The sequence below is a fragment of the Gemella sp. genome, assembly GCF_057272915.1.
In genome coordinates this window covers 38,868-62,726 of the sequence record NZ_DBHIUF010000003.1, presented here as the reverse complement: position 1 = coordinate 62,726, position 23,859 = coordinate 38,868, and the positions used below count along the sequence as shown (strand labels likewise).

Annotated in this window: 22 protein-coding genes, 1 pseudogene and 1 riboswitch; of the genes and pseudogenes, 5 read left to right on the top strand and 18 right to left on the bottom strand. The window is 32.2% G+C overall.

What is annotated here, in order from left to right; genetic code table 11:
• The 7 genes from ACO6OL_RS02110 to treR all read right to left on the bottom strand — a co-directional run.
• A partial coding sequence (locus ACO6OL_RS02110) for an SHIRT domain-containing protein (protein ID WP_485501954.1) occupies window positions 1-3,532 on the bottom strand: 3,532 nt, incomplete at its 3' end.
• 374 nt (window positions 3,533-3,906) lie between these two features.
• Window positions 3,907-4,470 (bottom strand): histidine phosphatase family protein, encoded by a 564-nt coding sequence (locus ACO6OL_RS02105; RefSeq protein ID WP_314160846.1) that lies wholly within the window; start codon window positions 4,468-4,470, stop codon window positions 3,907-3,909.
• An 89-nt stretch (window positions 4,471-4,559) separates the two neighbouring features.
• On the bottom strand, window positions 4,560-5,126 hold the full coding sequence (locus tag ACO6OL_RS02100; RefSeq protein WP_314160847.1) for a histidine phosphatase family protein: 567 nt from the start codon (window positions 5,124-5,126) through the stop codon (window positions 4,560-4,562).
• 9 nt (window positions 5,127-5,135) lie between these two features.
• Window positions 5,136-6,104, bottom strand: a complete 969-nt coding sequence (gene nrdF / locus ACO6OL_RS02095; RefSeq protein ID WP_060913496.1) for a class 1b ribonucleoside-diphosphate reductase subunit beta — start codon at window positions 6,102-6,104, stop codon at window positions 5,136-5,138.
• 24 nt (window positions 6,105-6,128) lie between these two features.
• Window positions 6,129-8,219, bottom strand: a complete 2,091-nt coding sequence (gene nrdE / locus ACO6OL_RS02090; RefSeq protein WP_485501953.1) for a class 1b ribonucleoside-diphosphate reductase subunit alpha — start codon at window positions 8,217-8,219, stop codon at window positions 6,129-6,131.
• On the bottom strand, window positions 8,206-8,586 hold the full coding sequence (nrdI, locus tag ACO6OL_RS02085; protein ID WP_304095092.1) for a class Ib ribonucleoside-diphosphate reductase assembly flavoprotein NrdI: 381 nt from the start codon (window positions 8,584-8,586) through the stop codon (window positions 8,206-8,208). Before nrdI ends, nrdE begins: the two co-directional genes overlap by 14 nt.
• 306 nt (window positions 8,587-8,892) lie before the next feature.
• Window positions 8,893-9,615, bottom strand: coding sequence for a trehalose operon repressor (treR, locus tag ACO6OL_RS02080; protein WP_485501952.1), 723 nt, complete (start codon window positions 9,613-9,615; stop codon window positions 8,893-8,895).
• 197 nt (window positions 9,616-9,812) lie between these two features.
• Between treR and ACO6OL_RS02075 the strand changes: the two genes are divergently transcribed.
• The 4 genes and pseudogenes from ACO6OL_RS02075 to ACO6OL_RS02060 all read left to right on the top strand — a co-directional run bounded on the left by ACO6OL_RS02075 (window position 9,813) and on the right by ACO6OL_RS02060 (window position 11,794).
• The gene (locus tag ACO6OL_RS02075; RefSeq protein WP_314160851.1) at window positions 9,813-10,478 is read left to right on the top strand and encodes a TIGR01906 family membrane protein; all 666 of its coding nucleotides are present in this window, start codon (window positions 9,813-9,815) and stop codon (window positions 10,476-10,478) included.
• 85 nt (window positions 10,479-10,563) lie between these two features.
• Window positions 10,564-10,878: pseudogene (locus ACO6OL_RS02070) on the top strand (YuzB family protein); the annotation flags it as partial.
• A 12-nt stretch (window positions 10,879-10,890) separates the two neighbouring features.
• A complete protein-coding gene (locus ACO6OL_RS02065) occupies window positions 10,891-11,115 on the top strand; it encodes an immunoglobulin-like domain-containing protein (RefSeq protein ID WP_399536206.1) in 225 nt (74 codons plus the stop codon).
• Window positions 11,116-11,293: 178 nt separating this feature from the next.
• Window positions 11,294-11,794, top strand: a complete 501-nt coding sequence (locus tag ACO6OL_RS02060; protein ID WP_314161105.1) for a universal stress protein — start codon at window positions 11,294-11,296, stop codon at window positions 11,792-11,794.
• A gap of 189 nt (window positions 11,795-11,983) precedes the next feature.
• Here ACO6OL_RS02060 and ACO6OL_RS02055 read toward each other — a convergent pair whose 3' ends face one another.
• The 6 genes from ACO6OL_RS02055 to lysA all read right to left on the bottom strand — a co-directional run bounded on the left by ACO6OL_RS02055 (window position 11,984) and on the right by lysA (window position 18,208).
• Entirely contained in the window at window positions 11,984-13,057 is a 1,074-nt protein-coding gene (locus ACO6OL_RS02055) for an alanine racemase (protein WP_314161104.1), read from the bottom strand.
• A gap of 86 nt (window positions 13,058-13,143) precedes the next feature.
• Window positions 13,144-14,301 (bottom strand): M20 metallopeptidase family protein, encoded by a 1,158-nt coding sequence (locus ACO6OL_RS02050; protein WP_485501951.1) that lies wholly within the window; start codon window positions 14,299-14,301, stop codon window positions 13,144-13,146.
• Window positions 14,302-14,318: 17 nt separating this feature from the next.
• Window positions 14,319-15,020 (bottom strand): 2,3,4,5-tetrahydropyridine-2,6-dicarboxylate N-acetyltransferase, encoded by a 702-nt coding sequence (gene dapD, locus ACO6OL_RS02045; RefSeq protein ID WP_485501950.1) that lies wholly within the window; start codon window positions 15,018-15,020, stop codon window positions 14,319-14,321.
• 192 nt (window positions 15,021-15,212) lie between these two features.
• Window positions 15,213-15,956: a 4-hydroxy-tetrahydrodipicolinate reductase gene (dapB, locus tag ACO6OL_RS02040; RefSeq protein WP_485501949.1), complete on the bottom strand. Its 744-nt coding sequence runs from the start codon at window positions 15,954-15,956 to the stop codon at window positions 15,213-15,215.
• Window positions 15,957-15,958: 2 nt separating this feature from the next.
• The gene (gene dapA, locus ACO6OL_RS02035) at window positions 15,959-16,849 is read right to left on the bottom strand and encodes a 4-hydroxy-tetrahydrodipicolinate synthase (RefSeq protein ID WP_485501948.1); all 891 of its coding nucleotides are present in this window, start codon (window positions 16,847-16,849) and stop codon (window positions 15,959-15,961) included.
• A gap of 66 nt (window positions 16,850-16,915) precedes the next feature.
• The gene (gene lysA, locus ACO6OL_RS02030) at window positions 16,916-18,208 is read right to left on the bottom strand and encodes a diaminopimelate decarboxylase (protein ID WP_485501947.1); all 1,293 of its coding nucleotides are present in this window, start codon (window positions 18,206-18,208) and stop codon (window positions 16,916-16,918) included.
• A gap of 95 nt (window positions 18,209-18,303) precedes the next feature.
• A riboswitch (Lysine riboswitch) is annotated at window positions 18,304-18,439 on the bottom strand.
• A gap of 211 nt (window positions 18,440-18,650) precedes the next feature.
• Between lysA and ACO6OL_RS02025 the strand changes: the two genes are divergently transcribed.
• Window positions 18,651-18,974, top strand: a complete 324-nt coding sequence (locus ACO6OL_RS02025) for a thioredoxin family protein (RefSeq protein WP_485501946.1) — start codon at window positions 18,651-18,653, stop codon at window positions 18,972-18,974.
• A gap of 606 nt (window positions 18,975-19,580) precedes the next feature.
• Here ACO6OL_RS02025 and ACO6OL_RS02020 read toward each other — a convergent pair.
• The 5 genes from ACO6OL_RS02020 to ACO6OL_RS02000 form a co-directional block, all read right to left on the bottom strand.
• Complete coding sequence (locus ACO6OL_RS02020; RefSeq protein ID WP_485501945.1) at window positions 19,581-19,877, bottom strand: hypothetical protein; 297 nt, start codon at window positions 19,875-19,877, stop codon at window positions 19,581-19,583.
• Window positions 19,877-20,569 (bottom strand): N-acetylmannosamine-6-phosphate 2-epimerase, encoded by a 693-nt coding sequence (locus ACO6OL_RS02015; protein ID WP_485501944.1) that lies wholly within the window; start codon window positions 20,567-20,569, stop codon window positions 19,877-19,879. Before ACO6OL_RS02015 ends, ACO6OL_RS02020 begins: the two co-directional genes overlap by 1 nt.
• A gap of 4 nt (window positions 20,570-20,573) precedes the next feature.
• Window positions 20,574-21,401 (bottom strand): carbohydrate ABC transporter permease, encoded by an 828-nt coding sequence (locus ACO6OL_RS02010; protein ID WP_314396310.1) that lies wholly within the window; start codon window positions 21,399-21,401, stop codon window positions 20,574-20,576.
• An 11-nt stretch (window positions 21,402-21,412) separates the two neighbouring features.
• Entirely contained in the window at window positions 21,413-22,318 is a 906-nt protein-coding gene (locus ACO6OL_RS02005; protein ID WP_485501943.1) for a carbohydrate ABC transporter permease, read from the bottom strand.
• Window positions 22,319-22,542: 224 nt separating this feature from the next.
• Complete coding sequence (locus ACO6OL_RS02000; protein WP_485501942.1) at window positions 22,543-23,844, bottom strand: ABC transporter substrate-binding protein; 1,302 nt, start codon at window positions 23,842-23,844, stop codon at window positions 22,543-22,545.
• Window positions 23,845-23,859: the final 15 nt, after the last annotated feature.

Here is a 23,859-nt window from a genome sequence, read left to right as displayed (position 1 = left end):
TAGGAGCCGGTGCGTTAGCCTCGAATTCCCATGTTCCTATAAACTCTACATCTGCTTTATTTACTGCTTTACTTTCTGCATCGTAGCTCTTGAATACCCATTTACCATCGTTTTCTGCATCTACGTACTCTGTTTTTGTCGGTTGAGTTGCAACTACATTTGCTTTATCTACATAACGATTTTGGTCTGTTGGTTTATAGTTTTCGATTGCTTCTGGCAATGTCTTACCTGGAGTTCCACTTTCAAATTTGTATGTTACACCGTATTTATTAGCTTCGAATTCCCATTTTCCTATAAACTCTACATCTGCTTTATTTACTGCTTTACTTTCTGCATCGTAGCTCTTGAATACCCATTTACCATCGTTTTCTGCATCTACGTACTCTGTTTTTGTCGGTTGAGTTGCAACTACATTTGCTTTATCTACATAACGATTTTGGTCTGTTGGTTTATAACCTTCTATTGCTGTTGGCAATGTCTTACCTGGTGTTCCACTTTCAAATTTGTATGTTACACCGTATTTATTAGCTTCAAATTCCCATTTTCCTATAAACTCTACATCTGCTTTATTTACTGCTTTACTTTCTGCATCGTAGCTCTTGAATACCCATTTACCATCGTTTTCTGCATCTACGTACTCTGTTTTTGTCGGTTGAGTTGCAACTACATTTGCTTTATCTACATAACGATTTTGGTCTGTTGGTTTATAACCTTCTATTGCTGTTGGCAATGTCTTACCTGGTGTTCCACTTTCAAATTTGTATGTTACACCGTATTTATTAGCTTCGAGTACCCATGTTCCTATAAACTCTACATCTGCTTTATTTACTGCTTTACTTTCTGCATCGTAGCTCTTGAATACCCATTTACCATCGTTTTCTGCATCTACGTACTCTGTTTTTGTCGGTTGAGTTGCAACTACATTTGCTTTATCTACATAACGATTTTGGTCTGTTGGTTTATAGTTTTCGATTGCTTCTGGCAATGTCTTACCTGGAGTTCCACTTTCAAATTTGTATGTTACACCGTATTTATTAGCTTCGAATTCCCATTTTCCTACAAACTCTACATCTGCTTTATTTACTTGTTTTTTAGCTGCATCATAGCCTTTGAATTCCCATTTACCATCATTTTCTTCATCTACGTATTCTGTTTTTGTTGGTTGCGTTGCATTTATTTCTGCTTGATTTGCATAACGATTTTGGTCTGTTGGTTTGTAGCCTTCTATCGCTTCTGGCAATGCTTTACCTTGTGTTCCACTTTCGAATCTGTATGTTACACCGTATTTGTTAGCTTCGAATTCCCATTTTCCTATAAACTCTACATCTGCCTTATTTACTGCTTTATTTTCAGCATCGTAGCTCTTGAATACCCATTTTCCATCGCTTTCTGTATCTACGTACTCTGTTTTTGTCGGTTGAGTTGCACCTACATTATCTTTGTCTACATAACGATTTGAGTCTGTTGGTTTGTAGCCTTCTATCGCTTCTGGCAATGCTTTACCTTGTGTTCCGCTTTTGAATTTGTAGGTTACTCCATATTTATTCGCTGTAAACTCCCATGTTCCTACAAACTCTACATCTGCTTTATTTACTGCTTTAGTATCTGCATCATATTTTTTAAATACCCATTTCCCATCATTTTCTTCATCTACGTATTCTGTTTTTGTTGGTTGTGTTGGTGTTACATTAGCTTCATTTTCGTAAGTAGCTGTATCTTTTGGCTTGTAGTTTTCGATTACTGCTGGTAATGTTTTTCCTTCAGTTCCGCTTTGGAATTTATAAGATACATTATAAAATGTAACATAACCTAGTTCTAAAACGTTAGCTTCTACTTTGCCAATAGGTAAATCTGTAGCTGAATCCATGCTTAACCAACCACTACCGATTCTACCTGCATTTGGATGAGCATTTCCTTCAACTGTTCCTGTTACTTTTAAAACTGTTGTCCCATTTGTGTCTGCTAACTCTTTGGCTTTTTCTTGATTAATACGAACAACCATCTGATTGATTTCTTCATCACTCTTATTAGGGAATAAAGCTTTAAGTTCTGTTGATGTAAGAGAGCGAAGTGTCATACTGCGCACAATTGTTTCAGCAATAGACTTACCTTCATCCGGTTTTACTACACTCTCAGCTATACGCTCATTACGTTCGTTTTCCGGACGATCACTATCCTTATCATTTAACGATCTAAGAATCATTCTAAATGTTATATTATGGTTACCTTTAGTTTCAACACCAAACATAACACTAGGATCTGTATTACTAACTAATGAATTAAAGCTATCTTTTGAATTTCCTAAATCTGTTCCATTTTTTGAATATACATGTAGAAGTTCTTTCGTTCCATCTTCCTTATGACCAATTGCATATAAGGGTCTCCATGAGTAACCATTAAACTCTGCATATAATTTTTCCGGAATAACTAAATCTTTGTCTAATTTTACATTTAAATCTACATATGTGTAAGTTTTTTCCACTTCATCTATTTCAAATTTATTACCTTTGTATGAATTAGATAAAACTGGACCAACATACCCAACCCAAGGATTTTTATAAACAAGCATTGCTGTAGTTTTATCCATTTCAAATTCGGATTTTAAAACTACTTCATTGACTTTTGTAGTATCGTTATTAGAAGGTTGATACTCATCAATTATTCTACGAGTGTTAGTTTTATCGTCATTCGTTTCTTTTTTTAACTTAGTATTTGGTAAAACATCCTCTGATTCTACATTAATGTCAATTTTGACTTTGTTATCATTGATTTCAAACTTCCTCATTCCATTGATAATAGCAAATCCCATAGAAAATTTACTGGTAGGGAAAGGCTTATCCTGGTCATTCAAACTGGCATATACACCGTATAGTTTGGAATCAGCTTTCAATCCATCTGGAAAGACAGTGGCTAAAGTGTCTTCTGGGGAGAACAATCTTGCTCCTTCTGCAATTTTTCCATCTATAGGTGGCTTATCAGACCAGCCAAGAAAAGTTTTTGCGATACCACGGAAAAGACCCGGATTAGGCAATGGATTCCCTAATTTATCTGTAGCATTCTTATATGTATTTTCAGTATCTTTTTTTTCGTTTGATTCCCTTGTCCATTGACCAATAAGGCTTACTTTACCATCATAATTTGCTGGTACTGTTGCTCTATCAAGCCCTCTAGGTTTCTCATTATTGTTGCTTGCTTCAGTATTTTCTGTTGATGCAGCTCTATCACTTCCTAATGTTGTTCCCGCTGCACCATTTTCATTTCTTACTTCCGCTGTACGAGGTACTCCTTGAAGAGAGTTCCCATTACTCTCAGTTGATACATCTGCATTACCCCCTGTTAAAGTTGAAGGACTTGTAGTTTCTGCGACTGGAGTAGTTATATTACTAGCTATCTCTTCTTTGTCACTTGCTAAAGCCACTCCTCCAGCAACAAAAAATGTAGAACCAACCAGTACAGATACTACTCCTACTTTAAATTTTTTAATACTGAATGTATTATATTTCTCATACGGTGTATTTTTTTTAAAACTCATAATCATTCTCCTTTTAAAATCATCTTTCATATGAAATTATATACTATTTAATGTGACTAGTCAACGCACTATATAAAATAATTAGGCTTTTTTAGTTTATACAAAAAGATACTATGTAGATGAAACGCCTCTAATAATACGATTAATTTACAGGGATTTACAGAATCAACATCACATATCATTATAAATATTCCGATACAAAAAATAAAAAATCCACTAAATTATTTTTTATAGAACTTATCTTCCGTTGCAATCTTAACAATTATTTGAACTCTAAATAAAAATAAGGATAACTTTCAAAATCAAAGTTTCAAACAACTCAATTTTAAAAGTTATCCTCTTGCAATACATTAGCAAAAGTTCCTATTAACTACTTATTTATTAAACTCTATAAGTTCGAATTTATTACCATCGTATTCAAGGATGCTAACTGAAGTATTTATAATAACTCCACGTCCTACCTCTTTAATACCTTTTTGAGTTAAGAAAGAACGAATTAATCCACCGTGACATACTGCTAATATTGTCTTATCTGGGTGTTCTTCATACTTTTCTTTAAAGAATGCCTCCACTCTATCAGCTGCATCAGAATCTAGTTCCATTCCTCTCGTTTCACCTGCCTTCATTCCTGCTCCATACTCGGCAAAAGAAACTCCTTCATACTCCCCATATGACTTCTCTATTAATCTTTTATCTTTAATTACTTCTAATTTTTTATTATCTTCACTGTTTGAATTATCAAGCATATATCTTGCTGTATCGTATGCTCTACCTAAAACACTACTATAAGCTATATCAATGTCATAACCTTCAATTTTCTTACCTGCTGCAATTCCTTGACGAATTCCTTCTTCATTTAGAGGAATATCTGTATGCCCTTGAACCATTTTATTTTTATTATAATCTGTTTCTCCATGTCGCGCTAAAATTATACGCATATGTTCTTCTCCTTTATTAAAAATAAGGGAGAAACTTATAGAAATTGATTTTTACTAAATCACAATCTCTAAGCCTCCCCTTGTTTTATCTATATATTAAATTTCTCTAATATGAACTCTTGTCCATCATAATGTACCACATTTAATGCAGTATTATTAATTAGTATATTAGACTCAGGATATAATCCTAATGTTCTTAAAAATACACGAATTAATGCACCATGACAAACCACTAAAATTGTATCGTCTTTATGATTTACGTATTTTTCATTAAAAAATGAACTAGCTCTCTCATAAACATCTTCATCTTTTTCTACCGACTCTAATCCTTGTTCAGCTTCAAGTGCAGAAAAATACTCATCAAATGTACTACCTTCGAAATCTCCAAAGAATTTTTCGATTAAACGTTCATCAGTAGTAATTTCTTTAGAAATATTTTGACTATTATTAGAGTTATCAAGCATAAGTCTAGCTGTTTCTACCGCCCTTTTCAAAGGGCTACTAAATGCATAATCGATATTGTGATCACTTAGCTTTTCTCCCGCAGAAGCCGCTTGATTTCTTCCAGTTTCATTTAATTCAATATCGCTATGACCTTGAATTAATCTATTTTTATTATAGTTTGTTTCACCATGTCTGACTAATAAAATTTTCATATCACTTACCTATTCAAAAATGAAATCCTCATCTTCAATTGATTCAACATTCATACTAACTACATATCCATCACCTTTAACACTAAAGAAGTCATGGTTCTTAGTATTTGTATTCATCGCATTTTCAATAATTGGGTTAATTTCTTTATCTTCGAAGTATCCAGGATATCCTAAGTTAGCTAAAGCACGGTTAGCATTATATTCAACATAGTCTTTTACTTCTTCATATAAACCAATTTCGCTATATATGTCTTTAGTGTATACTAATTCATTTTCATATAAATCTAATAATAGTTTATACATTTCTTTTTCAGCACGTTCTTGCTCTTCTTGAGTAAGAGTTTTAAAGATTTCTTGAGCATCAAAACCAGTAAAACTTCCATGGATAGTTTCATCTAATAAGATTTTACGAATAATTTCTCCAGATGTAGTTACCTTCCCTTGTCCTGCTAAATATAGAGGATAGAAGAATCCACTGTAGAAAATATAACTTTCTAAGAATACAGACGCTACACGAGCCATATATAAGTCATATGTTGGTACTTCTGGCTTAAATAATCTCATATAATAATCTTCGATTAATTTCGCTTTAAATTGAAGCTCTGGATTACTTGGAACCCACTCATCTAGTAAGTAGTCTGTTTCTTGTGAAGGAATTAATGATGTAAAGATAGTAGAATAACTTTTCGCGTGAATTTGCTCCATCATTCCCATAAAACTATAAACAGCTTGTTTTCTCATATCTTCAGTATGTAAAGATACAAGTGGCATACCTTTATCTCCTTGTTGAGTATCAAGACCAGTTAAACCAGCTAATACTTTTTTATAAGCTTCACGCTCTTTATCGTTTAAATCTTCATTCCAACTTTTAATATCTTTTGACACTTTAAACTCAGTATCAACCCAAAATTGTGCAATATTTTGACGCCAATACATAAAAGTTAAGTCATCTTGTTTATTCCAGTTTACAGCTTTCATAATTAGTAATTTTTCCTCTCTTTTCTATATAGAACAAGAAGTACATTCTTCTACTGAAAGTAGTTTGTTTCTTGTGTAATATAGTGATTTCAATCCTTTGTGATGTGCGTAAATATAATATCTTGCAAGTTCTCTTGTTGTTATATCAGAATTTACGAATAAAATCACAGAAATACCTTGGTCTACGTGTTCTTGAATAACCGACATTAAGTCAATAAGTTTCATTTGGTCCATAGTAAATGCAGATTTATAGAACCATTGAGTTTTTGGACTTAAGTATGGCATTGGATAGAATGTTTCAGCATTCCCGTAACTTCTACGCTCAATTTTATCAACAATTGGTAATACACTTGATGTTGAGTTTTGAACATATGAAATACTTTGAGTTGGTGCAATAGCCATTCTATATGCATGATATAACCCATTTTCTTTTACTCTATTTTTCAGACTTCTCCAGTCTTCTTTTGTTGGAATATAAATTCCTTCGAACAATGCTTTTACTTTTTCAGTTACAGGTAAGTAATCATTTTCAATATATTTAGTAAAGTAACTTCCATTATAATAATCTGATTTTTCAAAGTCTTTAAATGTTTCATTACGATCTTTAGCAATTTGCATTGAACGTTCTAATGTATAGTAGTTCATCATCATGAAGAAGACATTAGCAAAATCTTTTGCTTCTTCACTCTCATAAGCAATCAAGTTCTTAGCTAAATATCCATTAAGGTTCATCGCCCCTAATCCAACAGAGTGGAATTCATCATTGGCTTTTACTACACCAGGTGCATTTTTAATCTTAGTAGAATTACTTACAAATGTTAATGCATCCATACCCGAGTAAATAGATTCTTTAATTTTTTTGCTTTTCATTACATTAACAATATTTAATGATGCTAAGTTACAAGAAATGTCACGTTTAATAATATCTTCTTCACCATAATCTTTAATTACTGAAGTCTCTTGTAATTGGAAAATCTCTGTACATAGATTACTCATCTTAACTTGTCCAATTTCACGAAGTGCGTGATTTTTGTTCGCATTATCTTTGAACATTAGGTATGGATATCCTGATTGTAATTGTGTTTGAGCTATTAAATTAAGCATATCACGAGCATCAAATTTACGCTTTATAATATTTTCATTCGCTACAAATTCATCATAGTATTTAGCAATATCGATATCATCTAATACTAAGCCATATTCTTCATAGATTGAATGAGGTCCAAACATGTAGAAATCTTTATTCTCACGAGCTAAATCAAAGAATAACGATGGTACGATAATTCCTGTAGAAATCGTTGGAAGACGTAATTCTTCATCGGCATTAACCTTCTTAGTATCTAAGAATTCTAATACGTCATAGTGAAAAATATTTAAGTATACAGCTCCAGCTCCTGGACGTTGTCCAAGTTGATCAGCATATGCAAAACCTTGTTCTAAAGATTTAGCAACAGGAATAACACCCTTAGCTACCCCTTTAATACCTTTAATACTTTCACCACGTGCACGTAGTTTTGATAAGTTAATCGCAACTCCCCCTCCAATTTTTGAAAGTTGCTTAGCTGTTGAATCGATGTAGTTAATAGAGTTAAGCGAATCACCTACTTCTAATAAGAAACAAGATACTAACTCACCACGACGGCTTCTTCCTGAATTTAGGAATGTAGGTGTCGCAGGTTGTAATCTTTGCTCAAGCATCGCAATCATAAGCTCTTTCGCTAAAGCAACATCACCATCAGCTAAGTACATAGCTACGATAAATACGTGTTGGTTAAAGTTTTCTAAATATTGTTTTTTATCATTTGTTTTTAATGCATAGTCCTTATAGAACTTACTTGCTGCCATATAACTTTTAAATTCAAACTTGAAGTTCGCAGCTAATTCTAAACATTCTAAAATTTCATCTTCAATGTACTTATCAAAAATATTATAGTAGAAATTCTCCTCTACTAAATATCTAAGTCTCTTAATTTCAGAACTAAATTTTTTTGTGCGAAAGTCTACTTCACGAAGAAATTCTTCAATAGCTTCCACGTCTTTTTCTAATTTGAAAAATCCATTATCGCCTCTTTTTGTTACTTCATTATTTAGTTCAATATGATTAAATTTCTCCATTCTCTACACTCTCCAAATATATTTTTTTAAAATCACTTATATCTTTTTTATTGCCATGTAATTCGATTTTCATTAGTAGCGGAATATTATACTCACTGCTAATAATTTCAGCAGCATTGGCAAATCTTTCACCCCAATTTTTATTCCCACTACCAACAACACCTTTTAAATACTTATAGTTCTCTTTTAAAAACTTAGAGACCGCAACTGGTACTTCTCCAAAACCAAATGTCGGTGTTATTAAGATATAATCAAAATTAACATCGTAATCAATATCCTGTAAGTAAATTACATCTTCTTCGGGAATTTCACACATGTCTACAAATCTTTTACAATTTCCAGTCAATGAATAAACAATAATCTTCATTATTTCCTCACACCCCCATAAAAATATTTCCGAGGATTATTTCCCGGAAATTTATCGCATATACATATTATACACTCTATTTTTTATTTTTTCAATGATTAATTTCACTTTGAAAATCCATGAAAATATTTTTCAAAATTTCTATACTTATTTAATATTTCATTAGTTAATTTATTAACTTTTAGACAAAATTATAGTGAAAAATATTATAGTAAAAAAAAATACTTAAGAATTTTTCACTTGAAATTTTACAAAAAAGAACTCTGAACAAATAATATTGTTCAAAGTTCTCTTCTATAGAATAAATTAATTTATTCTATTGCATTTTCTTCTAGCAAATTCTGAAAAATGAAATTTATCCACTCTGTGACGACTCTCTGTATAGTGCAAGAAATCTGTTCCTTCTGTGTATACATCACTTCGCAATACTGCAATATGTTTGTGACCATTTAAATCGATATATGTAGAATCTTCTTCACTAATTGGCTCGATTTTAAAATCTTTATTACCATATGAAATCTTTATACCTAAATCATTTTCCAAATACTCATATAGTGATTCTTCCACACGATCTGTAGGTAATTCTCCAATTGCACTTTTTCTTATATAATCTTTATCTAATATTACTGCTTCTCCATCTACAAATCTCTGACGAACCAAGTAAATTAGTTTTTCATCACGTTTCACAAGTCCAAGGCGTACTAAAAAATCAGGAGCATCAACTTCCTCATTTACTAATACCTTAGTCGTTGCATCAACATCTTGAAATTGCCTGCGTTCTTTAAAACTTAAAAGTCCCGTTACTGGTAATCTATATCTATGAACATCAAGAACAATAGATCCCTTACCTTGAATTTTATGGATATATCCATTTTCTAATAATAATAACAATGCCTTTCTTATAGTTTCCCTAGAAACATCATATTCTCTTGCGAGTTCATTTTCACTTGGCAAAAGCGAGTTGGACCTATATTGCCTATTTTCTATTTTTTCTCTTAACTCTAAATAGATCTTAAAAAACTTATTCATGATTTCCCCCAAAATAAATAAATAACTATATGTATATATTTTAACATAAATCATATAAATATTAAATATTTTTTACTCAAAAACTTTTATAATTCTTATTTTTTTGTTAATTTCTGTAAATATGTAAACCAAAGCCAAGAAAAATCCCTTAACTTCACCACTCTTCATGTGGTATAATATTACACGGAGGTACTTTTATGAACAAATATTTGCGACAAACACTAATCGTTATTCAAAATTTTTCACTATTTATTAGTGCAATACTCGGTATAATATTTTACAATTGTTTTAATCTAAATTTTTATAAAAATTTCTATCTAAGAGAAAATTTAGCCCCTAGTATTAATACAACAGACGATGAATTAATAAATAATACAACCAATCTACTAGAATATCTTACTAACAAAGCCGAACTAAATACAACTTGGTTTTCTGAAAAAGATATCCTTCATATGAAAGATGTTAGAGTATTATATAATGTAAGTTTCAATCTTATGATATTCTTTATTATTATATTTATTCTTTCTACTATTCTAATAGCACTAGTATATAAGAATTACGCTATGTTTTATATCACAAAAACATTTAATAAAACATTATTAGCTTTTATTCTTTTAGTCATAGTATTAGCTGGTATTATTTCATACAATTTCACATCGTTTTGGATTAAATTCCATCAATTATTATTCACTAATGATCTTTGGTTATTAAGTCCAGAAGAATCCAATTTAATAAAAATGGTTCCTGAACAATTCTTTATAAGTCTAATTACAACGATAATTTTACATATACTGATTTTATTTGTATCATTTCTTGTAGTAAATAACATATTCAAGAAGAAGTTTAAAATAATTTCCACTTAAGCTGTAGTTTTAAAATTTTATTTATAAAGATTATGTGATATAATAAATTTTAGTTTAAAATAAATAAAATACGAAAGGATAAATTATGGCTCAAAATGATAAAAATGTTGTTACTGAAGATAAAGTAACATTTAGATTATGCGATGATTGTCTTGGTGTTAATCTTAAAACTTTAATCCCAAAATTGAAAAAGAAAGCACCTAATGCTGAATTTATCATAGGATGTCAGTCTTATTGTGGACCTGGAAGAACTCAAACCTTTACCCTTGTTAATAGTAGAATTTGTATTGCCGATACTGAAGTCGAACTAATGCCTTTAGTTGATGAAAAACTTAGAGATCGCATGAGTGCAGAAGATGAAGAAAAATACAGAAAACGTCTTGAGCGTCGTCTTGAGCGTACTTTTTACTTTATTATTCCTGAGAATACTACTATTAAAGTAGGAGAAAAGGTAGATTTAGGTAAAGAAGGAATAATTGCTCGTAAAGCTGGGCAATCTTATCTTGATGATCTTATTATCGAAGGCGAAGTAGATAATACTAAGCCAGGAATTTATGAACTAGTATATAGAGTAACAATAGATGATAAAGAACACAAGAGAAAAAGGCTTATCACTGTGATTGATGAAAACGTATAATCAACATTCATAAAATTAAAAAAATTAAACCTATAGGAAAATACAGAGTTGTATAGTCTTGTAGGTTTTTCTTTACTTTATTTTTAAAAATTAATACTGTTTTTATGAAAATAGCGTTTACTTTTTTTGTAAATGTGATATAATATAAGTAAAGAAATAGAAATCGGAGGTTCTGATCATGGAAAACAAATATTCTAAAATTTTAGTCGCAGTAGACGGTTCTAAACAAGCTGAGTGGGCATTTACAAATGCTGTAGCTATAGCATTAAGAAATGAGGATGCGGAATTATACATCGCTTCTGTTATTGATGCGACAATCGCAACTTCTGGTCTATCAGATCCATATATTTTTAACTCATTCTATAAACGTACTAAAGAATTAGTTGATAGTTATGTGGATTCTGCTAAAGAAGCTGGCCTAACTAAAGTATTCGGTATCGTTGAACAAGGTATTCCTAAAATTGTTCTTAGCGAAGACATCGTTGACGAAAAAGGTATTGACCTTGTAGTTTGTGGATCTTCAGGATTAACTGGATTCAAACGTATGCTTATGGGATCAGTTTCTGAAGGTATCGTTAGATATGCTAAATCTGACGTAATCGTTATTAAACAAAGTTCTATCCCTCAAGATTTTGAAGCGAAAATTGCTAAAAAATTCCAAGAAGAACAAGAAAAATAAGAATAAGTATCTCTAATATATTTAGATTAATATTTATTAATTTAAATTCATTTAAAATTTTTCCTTTTTTTTAAAGAAGTGACTCATGTTTATCATGAATCACTTCTTTCTTTTAATTACTCCTGAAATTTACAAATATGAAATAGGGAGTGACTCTACAAAACTAATTTCTGAGTCACCTCCTTATTTTTAATATATCTTTTTTACTTTTAAACTATTATAATTCAAAGCTGCAAGTTGGACAGAATTCGGTCCAAAGTACTTAGTATAATCATGAAGTTGTTGTTTGTCATCATAAATATAAACTCTATCACCTATTTGTTCTTCTTCAGCTATTTCAACAACTAAATGACTCATCATAGTTGAGTAAATATTTCTTTCTTTACCATTAATTATACAAGTTTTTCCTTTTAATCTATCTCTAAGTATCCCATCACCATAGCCAATATTAACAATTCCTACTTTTTTATTAGCATCAGCTATATAAGAATTACAATACCCTATGCATTCACCTTTATTCAAGGTTACTATATTAATTATTTCACCGTAAACAGTAATTGGATTCTTAATAACTAAATTTTTTAAAGTAACTGGATTTTCCTTCACATCATAAGGCATAGCTCCATAAAGAATAATCCCTAGTCTCTGATGTGTTGTTTTGTCGAAAGCACCATCACGTAAAAATGAAGCACTATTTTGCAAATGAACTACTTCAAAATTATAAACTTTCTGCGCCTCAGCAAGAACTGCTAGCACCAATTCTTTTTCTTTTTCATAGAAACCATCAAACTCATCCGCAAATGAAAAATGAGACCAAAATCCTTTTAATTTTAGATGATTTTCTTTACAGAAACCTATGATTTCAAGTACTTCTTCCAGATTTTTCGCTCCAGCTCGTCTCATACTTCCAGCGAATTCCAACTGCAACGTTAAATCTTTCAGTCTTTCAATATTTTCTTTTAAATATTCAAGACTCGCTATATTTATCTCGATATTGTATTCTCTTGCTAATGCAAAGTCATAAGTTGGATTTAAAAGAAAGATATTAGCATCTTTTCCTAATGTTTCTCTTATTACTTTACACTCTTCCTCTTTTGTCGTAGCAAAATAATTAATTCCTACTTCTGAGTATAATTTTACACATTCTCTTAAATCTAAATTGTACGCATTATTTTTAACTACGGCTATAATATCCTGTGCTTGTTCTTTTAAATTTATTGCATTTTGTCGTATATTATTGTAATTTAACTCAATTGTTGCCATAAAGATCCTTTCTCAATTAAACGGGAGTGACTCAAAAATCGCGATTTTTAAATCACTCCCGTTTATCTCACTAAAAAATCAAAAAATTACTTATTATAATATTTCAATATTCCAAGGTAATATTGAACCCCTACTTTTAGTATTTTTTCATCAAAGTTGAAAGTTGGTGTATGTAATCCCGAAACATAGTTTTTCTCTTCGTTTCTTAAACCTAAAAAGCTATAGTTTATAGGAGAAAGTCTACTAAAGAATGAGAAATCTTCTCCATATAGATAAGCTTCTTCTAATTCAATATAGTCAATACTTTCTTTTTCTATGACTTCTTTAATTACTTGATATGGAACCTCATCGTTAATTACCGCTGGATATCCTTCAGCAAAATCAACACGAATACTTGCTCCAGTAAGATGCTCAAGTCCTACATGCGTATTTTCAATCGCAGCTTTGATTGTCGCCAAATCTTCCATACTGTATGTTCTAATCGTTCCTTCCAAATATGCATTCTCAGCAACGACATTCATCGCATCCCCACCGTACATTTTACCGATATGAATAATATTGGTATTGCGTGCTTTAGTATGTAATGCATTAAGCTTTAACATCTCTTGGAAGAACATTGTAGCCACGTTAAGAGCATCGATTCCAGTATTTTTTAAACCAACGTGAGCTGCACGCCCTTTGATATAAATTCTATATTCATTAGCACTAGCCATAATTTCTTTTGGTTTAGAAACTATATGCCCTTCAGGATAATCCGGATTCATATGCAGGGCATAACTTGCTAAAATGTTATATGGTGTAAAATCAAAATCATTGATTAATAAATTTCCACCTCCAAAAGTTTCTTCCGCAGGTTGAAATACAAAGATACTATTTACCTTAGTATCGTTACTCTTATAATAATCAGCCGCTTCTATAACACTTCCTAAAAGCATAGTCGTGTGTCCATCATGTCCGCAAGCATGCATTACTCCATCATTTTTTGATTTAAAATCAACATCATTTTCCTCTGAAATAGGAAGTGCGTCAATATCAGCTCTAAATAATATCGTATCCTTAGTTTCTAAGCTTGCTTTAAAAATCACTACTAACCCTGTCTCAAGAGTTTCTTGATATTCTATACCGTATTCTTTTAAGATACTAGCGATAAATTCTTTAGTTTTATGCTCTTCCAATGATAACTCTGGATTTTGGTGCAGATGTCTACGCCATGATGTTAAATTCTCTTCAGTAATTACTTTCATCTTCTCTTCCTACTTTATTATAAGTTTCTTAATTCTGCAATAATGTCTACTTTTTCTTCTGCAACTTCACTACGCGTTTTAATTACTCGTGCCGGTACTCCCGCTACAACATCACCACTAGCTACATCTTTTGTTACTACACTTCCAGCTGCAACAACGGCATTATCTCCGATTTGTACACCTTCTAATACTACCGCATTAGCACCGATAAGAACATTGTTCCCTACACGTACTGGTGTTGCGTTAGCTGGTTCAATAACACCTGATAATACAGATCCAGCACCAACATGAGAATTTTCTCCAACTTCAGCACGTCCACCTAAAATAGCATTCATATCGATCATAGTATTTTTACCAATTTTAGCCCCGATATTAATAACAGCACCCATCATAATAACCGCGTTATCACCGATACTAACGTGTTCACGAATTGAACAACCTGGTTCGATACGAGCGTTAAACTGAGTTAAATCGATCATAGGTACACCACTATTGCGACGATCATTTTCTACGCGGTGATTTACTACCACAGCTTTATTAGCTTCGTAAAATTCCACCCAATCAGCGAAGTCCGCAAAAATAACTCTTGAATTCCCTTCACCATAAACTTCTAAAGTTTCTGGAAATTTTACTTCAGCATTAAAATTAACGTAAACTTTAACCGGTGTTTTCTTTTTAGATGTTGCTATAAATTTAATAATCTCTTCTGTTGATTTCATTTCTTTCTCCTATTATCTATATGATTTTTTTCTATTTTATATTTAATTTTTACATATGTCAATCTAACTTTATTATAGTATTTTTAATTTAAGTGGTATACCGACCACTCCACTTATAAATATTTTTATAAGCTTCACAGGGGCGACACAATAAAACATCTTATAGTATTCCTTGAATCGCTTCTGACTTTATTATTCTATACCTAGTACATCCTTCATAGAATATAATCTAGGTTCTTCTACACTGTTAAGCCATTGTGCTGCTGTAACAGATCCTTTGGCGAACATTTTTTTACTTAGAGCTGTATGTTTAATCTCGATTACCTCATCTTCTCCAGCAAAAATCACTTCATGTTCTCCTACTATAGTTCCACCACGAACTGCATGAATTCCAATCTCTTTTTCTTGGCGTTTCATGTCTCCATGACGACCATAGACTCTATTATAATCTTCTACGTCTTTAACCGCATCCACTAACATTTTAGCAGTTCCACTAGGTGCATCTACTTTTTTATTATGGTGTTTTTCAATAACTTCGATATCATATCCTAGTAAAAGTTCACTAGCTTTTTTTACTAATTCTACTAAGACATTTACTCCTAAGCTATAATTTCCAGCATAAACTACACCTACTTGTTTAGCTAATTCATCGATTAATTCTAATTCTTCTGCAGTATGACCAGTTGTCGCTATTACAACCTTCGTTGCAGTACGTTTAGCATACTCCACTAGTTCAGCAGTTCCAGCGTGATGAGAAAAATCAATAATCACATCAGCCACCTTTTCTAAACTTTCATATGAAGTATAAGTCGGAAATTTTTCTTCTAGTAATTCACGACCTACACCTGCAACAATTTCTAAATCAGTACTGTCTTGAATATAGTTTTTTAGAACTTGTCCCATAGTTCCATTATAACCACTTAATAAAACTCTCATTTTTACTCTCCTTGTAATGAATTAAGTCTTGCAATCTCTTGCTCTAATCTTGTCGCTAACGTTGGTGCAACATGTGTCATCGGTAGACGGTAGTGACAAGCAGATTTTCCGATTAATTCTACACATTTTTTAACTGGCATTGGATTTGGCTCAGCGAATAACATGTGGATGAAGTTTAAATATTTAAACTGAAGAGCGAAAGCTTTATCTACTTGTCTTTCTAAAGCATATTTACACATTAAGTGTGTCGCTTTTGGATAAACGTTAGCCAAAACAGAAATTGTTCCTTTACCACCCGCTAAAATAATCGGTACGTTAATATCATCATTCCCAGAGTAAATATCGATGTTATCTCCTACTAAGTTTCTAACTGCTAAAGTATGAGCAATATCCCCTACGGCATCTTTATATGCCACAATATTTTTGTGCTGAGATAAGTGTAAAATAGTCTCAGGCGCCATAACTTGCCCAGTTCTTCCTGGTACATTATAAAGTACGATTGGTAAATCAACACTATTAGCAATTGCTTCGAAGTGCTCGATTAAACCTTGTTGGCTAGTTTTGATGTAGTAAGGAGTTACTACTAATAATGCATCCGGTCCTAGTTTTTCAATTTCTTGGCTTAATCTAATTGAGTGAGCTGTATCGTTAACCCCACTACCTGCGATAACCGGTACACGTCCTGCCACTCTATCAATCGCAAATTTAATAACCGCTACTTGTTCATCATCAGGCATTGTTGAGCTTTCCCCTGTAGTTCCAGCTACGATAATCGCATCTGTACCTTCACTAATTTGGAATTCAATTAACTCTCCAAATGTCTCGTAATCTACACTTCCATCCTCGAAAAATGGTGTTACTATTGCTACTCCGCTTCCTGTATAAATTGTCATAATCTTGTTCTCCTTGTGTCTCTTTTATTTTGTTATATTTTTAATTTTATTTTGTATTTTTTGAAATTATATATCTTGTCTAATTAAATCTTCTAAAGTCTCACCTTTTACTACTAGGCGACTAGTTCCATCTTTTACAAATACTACTGGTAATTTCGGTAATCTGTTGTAGTTACTACTCATACTATAGTTATACGCCCCTGTTGATGATACTAATAATAAATCACCTTGCTCAGCTTTAGGTAAATTTGCATCCATTACTAGCATGTCTCCAGACTCACAGCATTTACCAGCTACTGTATAAGTTGTATCTGCTTCTTCATTCATCTTGTTAACTAACATCGCCTCGTATTTTGCTTTATATAATGCATAACGAGGATTATCTGCCATACCTCCATCAACGAACACATATTCACGACCAGCAAAAGTCTTCTTAACTCCACCAACGCTATATAATGTACTACCAGCGTTACATGTTAAACTCCTACCAGGTTCAATGACTACCTTAGTTAAATCTAAGCCGAAATTATCACTTTCACGTTCAACCACTTCGATATACTCTCTTAAAAACTCAGCAAGTTCAAAAGGTCTATCTTCATCAGTATAATAAACTCCGAAACCTCCACCTAGGTTAAGAACACTTATAGTTAAACCTAATCTTTCTTGAACTTTTTTCGTAAATTCCATAACCACTTTTACAGCTTCGAAAAATGAAGTTTTTTCAAAAATTTGTGATCCGATGTGTGAGTGGAATCCTACGAAGTTAAGATTACTTTGATTATTAATATCTGCGATTAAATCATAAATTGTTTCATCATATACTGAATAACCGAATTTCGAATCATCTTTTGCAGTTTTGATGTATTCGTGAGTATGCGCATCGATACCTGTATTAATTCTTAGAAGTACATCTACAGTATTCCCACTCTCTCTTACGATTTCATTAATCATTTCATATTCATAGTCATTATCTATGACGATAGTTCCTACACCAACTTCTAATGCATATTGTAGTTCCTCACGAGTTTTATTATTTCCGTGGAAATAAGCTCGTCTCATATCATATCCAGCTTTATATGCTGTGTGAATTTCACCAAGTGAAACCACATCTACACCTAAACCTTCTCTACTCGCAATTCTTAATACCTCTAAACAGCTAAAAGCTTTCGATGCGTAAAGAACTTCTGTATTGAACTTTGAACTTCTAAAATTATTAATAAAAGTTCTACATTGGTTCACTAACATATTTTCATCATAAACATAAAGCGGTGTACCGTATTGAGCTTTTAATTCACTTACTCCAACACCCGAAATATTCAGTTCACCATTTTCTATCGTCATACCATCAAATAATCTCATTATCTTCTCCTTCAAATAAGTTATAAAAAATAGACTACAAGAACAAAAGGTCCTTGTAGTCTAGCTTATAATTCTATCCTATTCCTCTTGCCCTTATTATAAAAAGCTCACCATGAAGAAAATGGGCATTTTCTAATGACAGTGTTATGCCTATTCGACATAACCCCAGTGAATTTAATCACTTCGGCGATGCTACCTTTTAAATTAGTCATCGCGGCCTCTTTTTATAATACTTATCTATTTGCATTGTATAAATAATATCACGGTTTAAACTTATTGTCAATAGTTTTCAGAAAATTTTTATAATACCCTATTTTTGAACCATGTATATGCACAATTAATAATAGTTGTAATTAACTTTTAAAACAACTATAATATACACATATTAAAAAAACAGCAAACTTCACTGCTTCTTGCTAAAATAACAAAAGGAAGATAAAATATGATTGACTTCACAAAAAACGACGACTTAAATAAAATTATTAGTGACAATGACATAGCGATTATTCAATACGGAACAACCACATGTATGCCATGTCACTCAATAAAAAACAGAATTACTACGTGGCAAGAAGATCACAAAGATATTCTAGCATACTATATTTCACTAGAAGAAAATATGGAAATCGCTGCTCAACGAGGTATTCTCTCAGCACCAACTGTAGAAGTATATATCGAAGGAAGACTATCTATTCAAAAAAGTGGCTACTTCAGCCTAGATGAAATCCTAGAAAAAGTAAGTAATGTGAGTGAACAGATGAAATAAAAAAAGAAAGATAAAAAATCACCGAGCTCCTACGGAATGCGGGACTGCTTATCTGTTATCATTGTACTATGAGTCAAATAAAATAGTAACACAAAAAAGAGATGTCGACCCTCCTCCAAAAAATAACAACGGGGGAGGAGGATAGACATCTCTTATTACTTTCATTATATTATAAAAATCTATAATGTACAATATTATAAGATATAGTAAAATTATTACTGTTAATTCCCAAAGTAAATTCCAGTTCAAATAAAAAATAAAAAACTAGAATTTAACCTGAAACTAGTTTTTAAATGGAAGGGAGTGACTCAAAAATCGGGATTTCGGAGAAACAAGACTTTGTCGAGTCGCTTTCCGCAGTGATTTATTAGATATCTAAAAAGCTTTTATAAAACGAATTTAAGTATCAATAAGCCTCTGCATCTATGAACTCTAATATGAACTTTATTAAATTTTAAAATTTTGGCTTCCGTCTCATATTTATTATAGAGCATATTTATTTCAAAAAGGAATTACGAGTTTAAAACCCATAATTCCTTTTATTTCTCTCAAATCCAAGATTCCTTATATTCTTATATACTTATAAATCTTTAAAATTAAACTGATTTAATTTTTCAATTTCAGCTTGATTTTTCTGATTGTAAATATTAACAAATTCATGATAATGCTCGAAAAGACTATCGGCATATATACGTTTAGCACTGATGCCCCTACTTCTTGACCTTCTATTAATTTATAATATATCCCTATGAATAATACTCCTAATGCAAGTGCATTTATTAATAGTGGTGAAAGCCATAATCTCTTGAATGCTATATTTAAAATATGTGTGATAAACCACGATCCTAATATATACCATTTACTATAGGTATACCAATATGCCAATAAAACTATTATACTCATTATCTCAACTCACTTAAAAATCTTGTCGCAATTTCTTGCGGTCTAGTTATTGCTCCACCTACTACTATGCAATGCGCTCCCGCTTCAAACGCTTGTTTTGCTTGTTGTGGAGTATGGATTTTCCCTTCTGCAATAACTGGAACTTTTACATTTTCTACGATTTCTTTTACTAAACCTGGATTGAATTGTTTTGAATCTGCTGTGTACGGCGTATAACCATTCATAGTAGTTCCTACAAAATCAACTCCTGCTTTTTCAGCTTCAATCGCTTCTTCTAAATTAGAAATATCTGCCATCAATAATACATTTGGATATTTTTCTTTAATTTCTCTTACGAATTCGCTTGGAGTTTTACCGTCTCCACGTTCTCTATTCGTACAATCCAATGCTATTATATCAGATCCAGCTTTAACTAATTTATCAACTTCATCCATTGTTGCAGTTATATATGAAGCATATCCTTCATATGATTTTTTTATTATACCAATTACTGGTAAATTCGTTTGTTCTTTAATCTGTTTAATATCTAAAACACCTTGAGCTCTAATAGCCCTTACTCCTGCATTCTTAACGGCTTGGGCCATTAGACACATTACTCCACCTTCTTCTTTATATAAGGCTTCTCCTGGTAATGCTTGACAAGAAACTATCATTTCTCCTTTTAGATATTCTATTAATTGTTGTTTATCCATAAGATTATCCTTTCACCGCTCCTAAAGTAACACCTTGAGTAAAGTAATTTTGGAAACAAATGAACACGATTATCATCGGTAATGATGCTAATGATGCCCCTGCCATTAGTAATCCATAGTCATTAGAGAACTCCTGCCCTTGTGCCAACGCTGCTAACCCTAAAGGTAATGTAGACATGTCTGGTGTATTAGAGAAGATTAATTGTGAGAAATAATCGTTCCAACTTGCGATAAATGTAAAGATCGCTAATGCACCGATACCAGGTTTAATGATTGGTAACGCGATATTCATAAATGTTCTTACTTCACCACAACCATCAATTCTTGCTGATTCAAGTAATTCTGTTGGAATTGCTTGCGAGAACTGTCTCATTAAGAATACTCCAAACGGCCAACCTACTGCTGGTAGAATTAACGCATAGTATGTATTCATTAAGTTAAATTCAGTAATTAAGTTTAATAAAGGTATTAAAATTACTTGTTTTGGTAATGCCATTGCTGCCACAAACACCATAAATATTATCTTAACACCTGGGAAATTTTTCTTAGCTAATGCATACCCTGCTAATGCTGATGTTGCACAAACTAAAAATGTTGTCATTACCGAAATAAATACTGAGTTAAAGAACCATCTTAAAGTGTTCGATGTGAATAACTTCTCGTAGTTTTCCAATGTTGGAGTCGATGGCCACCACTCTGGTGGAATTGTTATCGCTACATCTTGTAATTTAAATGATCCTGATGCAATCCAATAAAATGGAAAAATAAAGAATATAGTTAACCCAAGTAATATTATCATTGATACTATTTTAAAAATACTTATATTTTTCATTCTAAATCCTCCTAATCATTATCTGTAGATAGGAACTTGAATTGTAAGATCGAAATTATTCCGATAATTACAGCAAGGATAATACCCATCGCACTAGCTACACCATGATTTCCGTTTTTAATTGCTGCTTCATAAACTAGATACATAATTGTACTTGTTCCGTAGTTCGGTCCCCCTGCAGTTAATAACTGGATTAGAGCAAAAATTTGGAACGAGTTGATTGTTGTCACAACTACAATATATAATGTTGTTGGTTTAATCAGCGGCCAAGTAATTTTTGTGAATACTTGCCATTTGGTTGCTCCATCTATCTCTGAAGCTTCTAATAATTCTTTTGGCACGTTACCTAAAGCAGCAACATAAAGAATTATCGGTTGACCTAATGAAGTAGTAATCAAAATCGTAATAATAGCATATAATGCTGTACTTGGATTTCCTAACCAGTCAACATTTTCACTAATTAAGTGCATTGACTTAAATACATAATTCAAAATTCCATATTCTGGATGATAAATCCAAGCCCAAACTACAGTAACAGACACTACAGAAGAAATCGCTGGAATGTAGAATACACCACGGAAGAATGATCTTACTACTGCACTCTTATTGTAAATCGTTACTGCAACAAATATAGATACTAATACTACTATAGGTACTGCAACCACTGTCACAATAATCGTATTAATAAGTGATTTCATGAATGGTTCGTGAATTGTTGCTCCACTTCCACTGAACATTAAATCAGAATAGTGTTTAAGCCCGACGAATACTGGATTCTTTTTAGCAAAACTATATAATGATAACTGCAGTCCACGTAACATTGGGACTAAAACAAATGTTATGAAAAATAAACTAACTGGCAAAATAAATAGATATGCACTAAAGTCTATTTTTCTTCTTTTCTTAGTAGTTTTCATAGAACCTCCTAAAAAGTTTATTTTTTATCTAAAAAAGGGAGTGACTCAAAAATCATGATTTCGGAGAAACAAGATTTTGTCGAGTCACCCCCGCACAGTTTATTAGATAACTAAAAAACTTTTATAAAGCGAATTTAGCTATCAATAAACCACTGCGTCTATGAGTTCTCATATGAACTTTGTTAAATTTCAGGACTTTTGGGTCAGCCCCTTCATACGTCAAATTACAATGCTTCTTTTATTGTTTTATTTGCATCTTCAACAAATTTATCTAATCCTTCTTTAGGTGTAGTTTTTCCATTTAATACACCTTGAACCATGTTGAACCATAGCGGTCTCATTTTTGCAAATCCTGGAATTGTGTTATAGTATGGAGCGTATTGTCCAGTTAATCCTTCAGCAAATTTAAGTTCTTCTGAATCATATAATCCTGTTTCACCTTTTTTAGCTGAGAAGTTACCAGATGCTAATAGAGTACGTTTACCCCAATCTTTATCATTAACCATAAAGTCAACGAATTTTTTAGCTGCTGCTGCTTTATCTGCATCACCATTATCAAAGATGGCTGGTCCTGCAACTAGATAATCGTATTTAGCTTTTCCTCCATTGTTAGGGAATGGTAAGAATTTGTAGTTAAATCCAGATGCGTGTGAAGCTGCGATACCAGGAGAGAATAAGATTGTAGTTGCTGCACGTCCTGATTTGAATGCTTCAAGAGCATCTTTAGCTTCTAAAGCTACACCTTGTCCTAATAAACCATCATCGTAAGCTTTTTTAACCCACTCTAATCCTTTAACACCATTTGCATCATTAATAGTGTATTTGCTGATTGCATCATCTGTAATCCAAGAATTGTATAAGTTTGCTACAAATGCTCTTGGTCCTTGGTCTCCTGCTTGTGATTTAGTGTAGAATAAAGCTGGAGTAATACTTGAGTCTTTTTGTTTAACTGCTTTTAAGAATTTTTCATATTCTTCAACAGTCCAGCTTCTATCTTGTTTATTAAGCGGTAGAAGGTCTGTTACACCTAATTTATCAGTTAAGTCTTTGTTAACTCCCATTAAGAATGGTGCTACCCCTTGTGGATACATATAAAGTTTATCTTTGTAACTAGACGCCTTAACTGCTGCATCAGTTAATTTTGATTTATCAACATCATCTAATGGAACCAATAAATCTTTAGCTGCCCAAGCAATTACACGTCCTGGTGCATCATAAATTACATCTGGAGCTGTTTTCGATTGAATAGCTGTTTCAATTTTAGCTGGTCCATCTGTAAATTCTATTTTTTGGTAGTTAACTTTGATATTTGGATTCTTTGCTTCAAACGCTTTGATTAACGCTGCATCAAAATCCTCAGTTTTTTTGAATTCTTTATCTTTTGTAAATTGTGGGAAATCCCAATAAGTAATTTCTACTTTTTTATTCGGGTCTGCTTGTTTTTGTTCTTTTTTACCACCCACACATCCTGTAAGCACAAGTGCTGTAGTTGCTGCTACAGCAAGCAGTTTATTTAATTTTCTCATAATATGAGCCTCCTT

Excerpts from the sequence above, each read along its gene's own strand:
- ACO6OL_RS02105 (WP_314160846.1), bottom strand. The coding sequence starts at position 4,470 with ATGCGTATAATTTTAGCGCGACATGGAGAAACAGATTATAATAAAAAT.
- ACO6OL_RS02100 (WP_314160847.1), bottom strand. The coding sequence starts at position 5,126 with ATGAAAATTTTATTAGTCAGACATGGTGAAACAAACTATAATAAAAAT.
- nrdF (WP_060913496.1), bottom strand. The coding sequence starts at position 6,104 with ATGAAAGCTGTAAACTGGAATAAACAAGATGACTTAACTTTTATGTAT.
- nrdE (WP_485501953.1), bottom strand. The coding sequence starts at position 8,219 with ATGGAGAAATTTAATCATATTGAACTAAATAATGAAGTAACAAAAAGA.
- nrdI (WP_304095092.1), bottom strand. The coding sequence starts at position 8,586 with ATGAAGATTATTGTTTATTCATTGACTGGAAATTGTAAAAGATTTGTA.
- treR (WP_485501952.1), bottom strand. The coding sequence starts at position 9,615 with ATGAATAAGTTTTTTAAGATCTATTTAGAGTTAAGAGAAAAAATAGAA.
- ACO6OL_RS02075 (WP_314160851.1), top strand. The coding sequence starts at position 9,813 with ATGAACAAATATTTGCGACAAACACTAATCGTTATTCAAAATTTTTCA.
- ACO6OL_RS02060 (WP_314161105.1), top strand. The coding sequence starts at position 11,294 with ATGGAAAACAAATATTCTAAAATTTTAGTCGCAGTAGACGGTTCTAAA.
- ACO6OL_RS02055 (WP_314161104.1), bottom strand. The coding sequence starts at position 13,057 with ATGGCAACAATTGAGTTAAATTACAATAATATACGACAAAATGCAATA.
- ACO6OL_RS02050 (WP_485501951.1), bottom strand. The coding sequence starts at position 14,301 with ATGAAAGTAATTACTGAAGAGAATTTAACATCATGGCGTAGACATCTG.
- dapD (WP_485501950.1), bottom strand. The coding sequence starts at position 15,020 with ATGAAATCAACAGAAGAGATTATTAAATTTATAGCAACATCTAAAAAG.
- dapB (WP_485501949.1), bottom strand. The coding sequence starts at position 15,956 with ATGAGAGTTTTATTAAGTGGTTATAATGGAACTATGGGACAAGTTCTA.
- dapA (WP_485501948.1), bottom strand. The coding sequence starts at position 16,849 with ATGACAATTTATACAGGAAGCGGAGTAGCAATAGTAACACCATTTTTC.
- lysA (WP_485501947.1), bottom strand. The coding sequence starts at position 18,208 with ATGAGATTATTTGATGGTATGACGATAGAAAATGGTGAACTGAATATT.
- ACO6OL_RS02025 (WP_485501946.1), top strand. The coding sequence starts at position 18,651 with ATGATTGACTTCACAAAAAACGACGACTTAAATAAAATTATTAGTGAC.
- ACO6OL_RS02020 (WP_485501945.1), bottom strand. The coding sequence starts at position 19,877 with ATGAGTATAATAGTTTTATTGGCATATTGGTATACCTATAGTAAATGG.
- ACO6OL_RS02015 (WP_485501944.1), bottom strand. The coding sequence starts at position 20,569 with ATGGATAAACAACAATTAATAGAATATCTAAAAGGAGAAATGATAGTT.
- ACO6OL_RS02010 (WP_314396310.1), bottom strand. The coding sequence starts at position 21,401 with ATGAAAAATATAAGTATTTTTAAAATAGTATCAATGATAATATTACTT.
- ACO6OL_RS02005 (WP_485501943.1), bottom strand. The coding sequence starts at position 22,318 with ATGAAAACTACTAAGAAAAGAAGAAAAATAGACTTTAGTGCATATCTA.
- ACO6OL_RS02000 (WP_485501942.1), bottom strand. The coding sequence starts at position 23,844 with ATGAGAAAATTAAATAAACTGCTTGCTGTAGCAGCAACTACAGCACTT.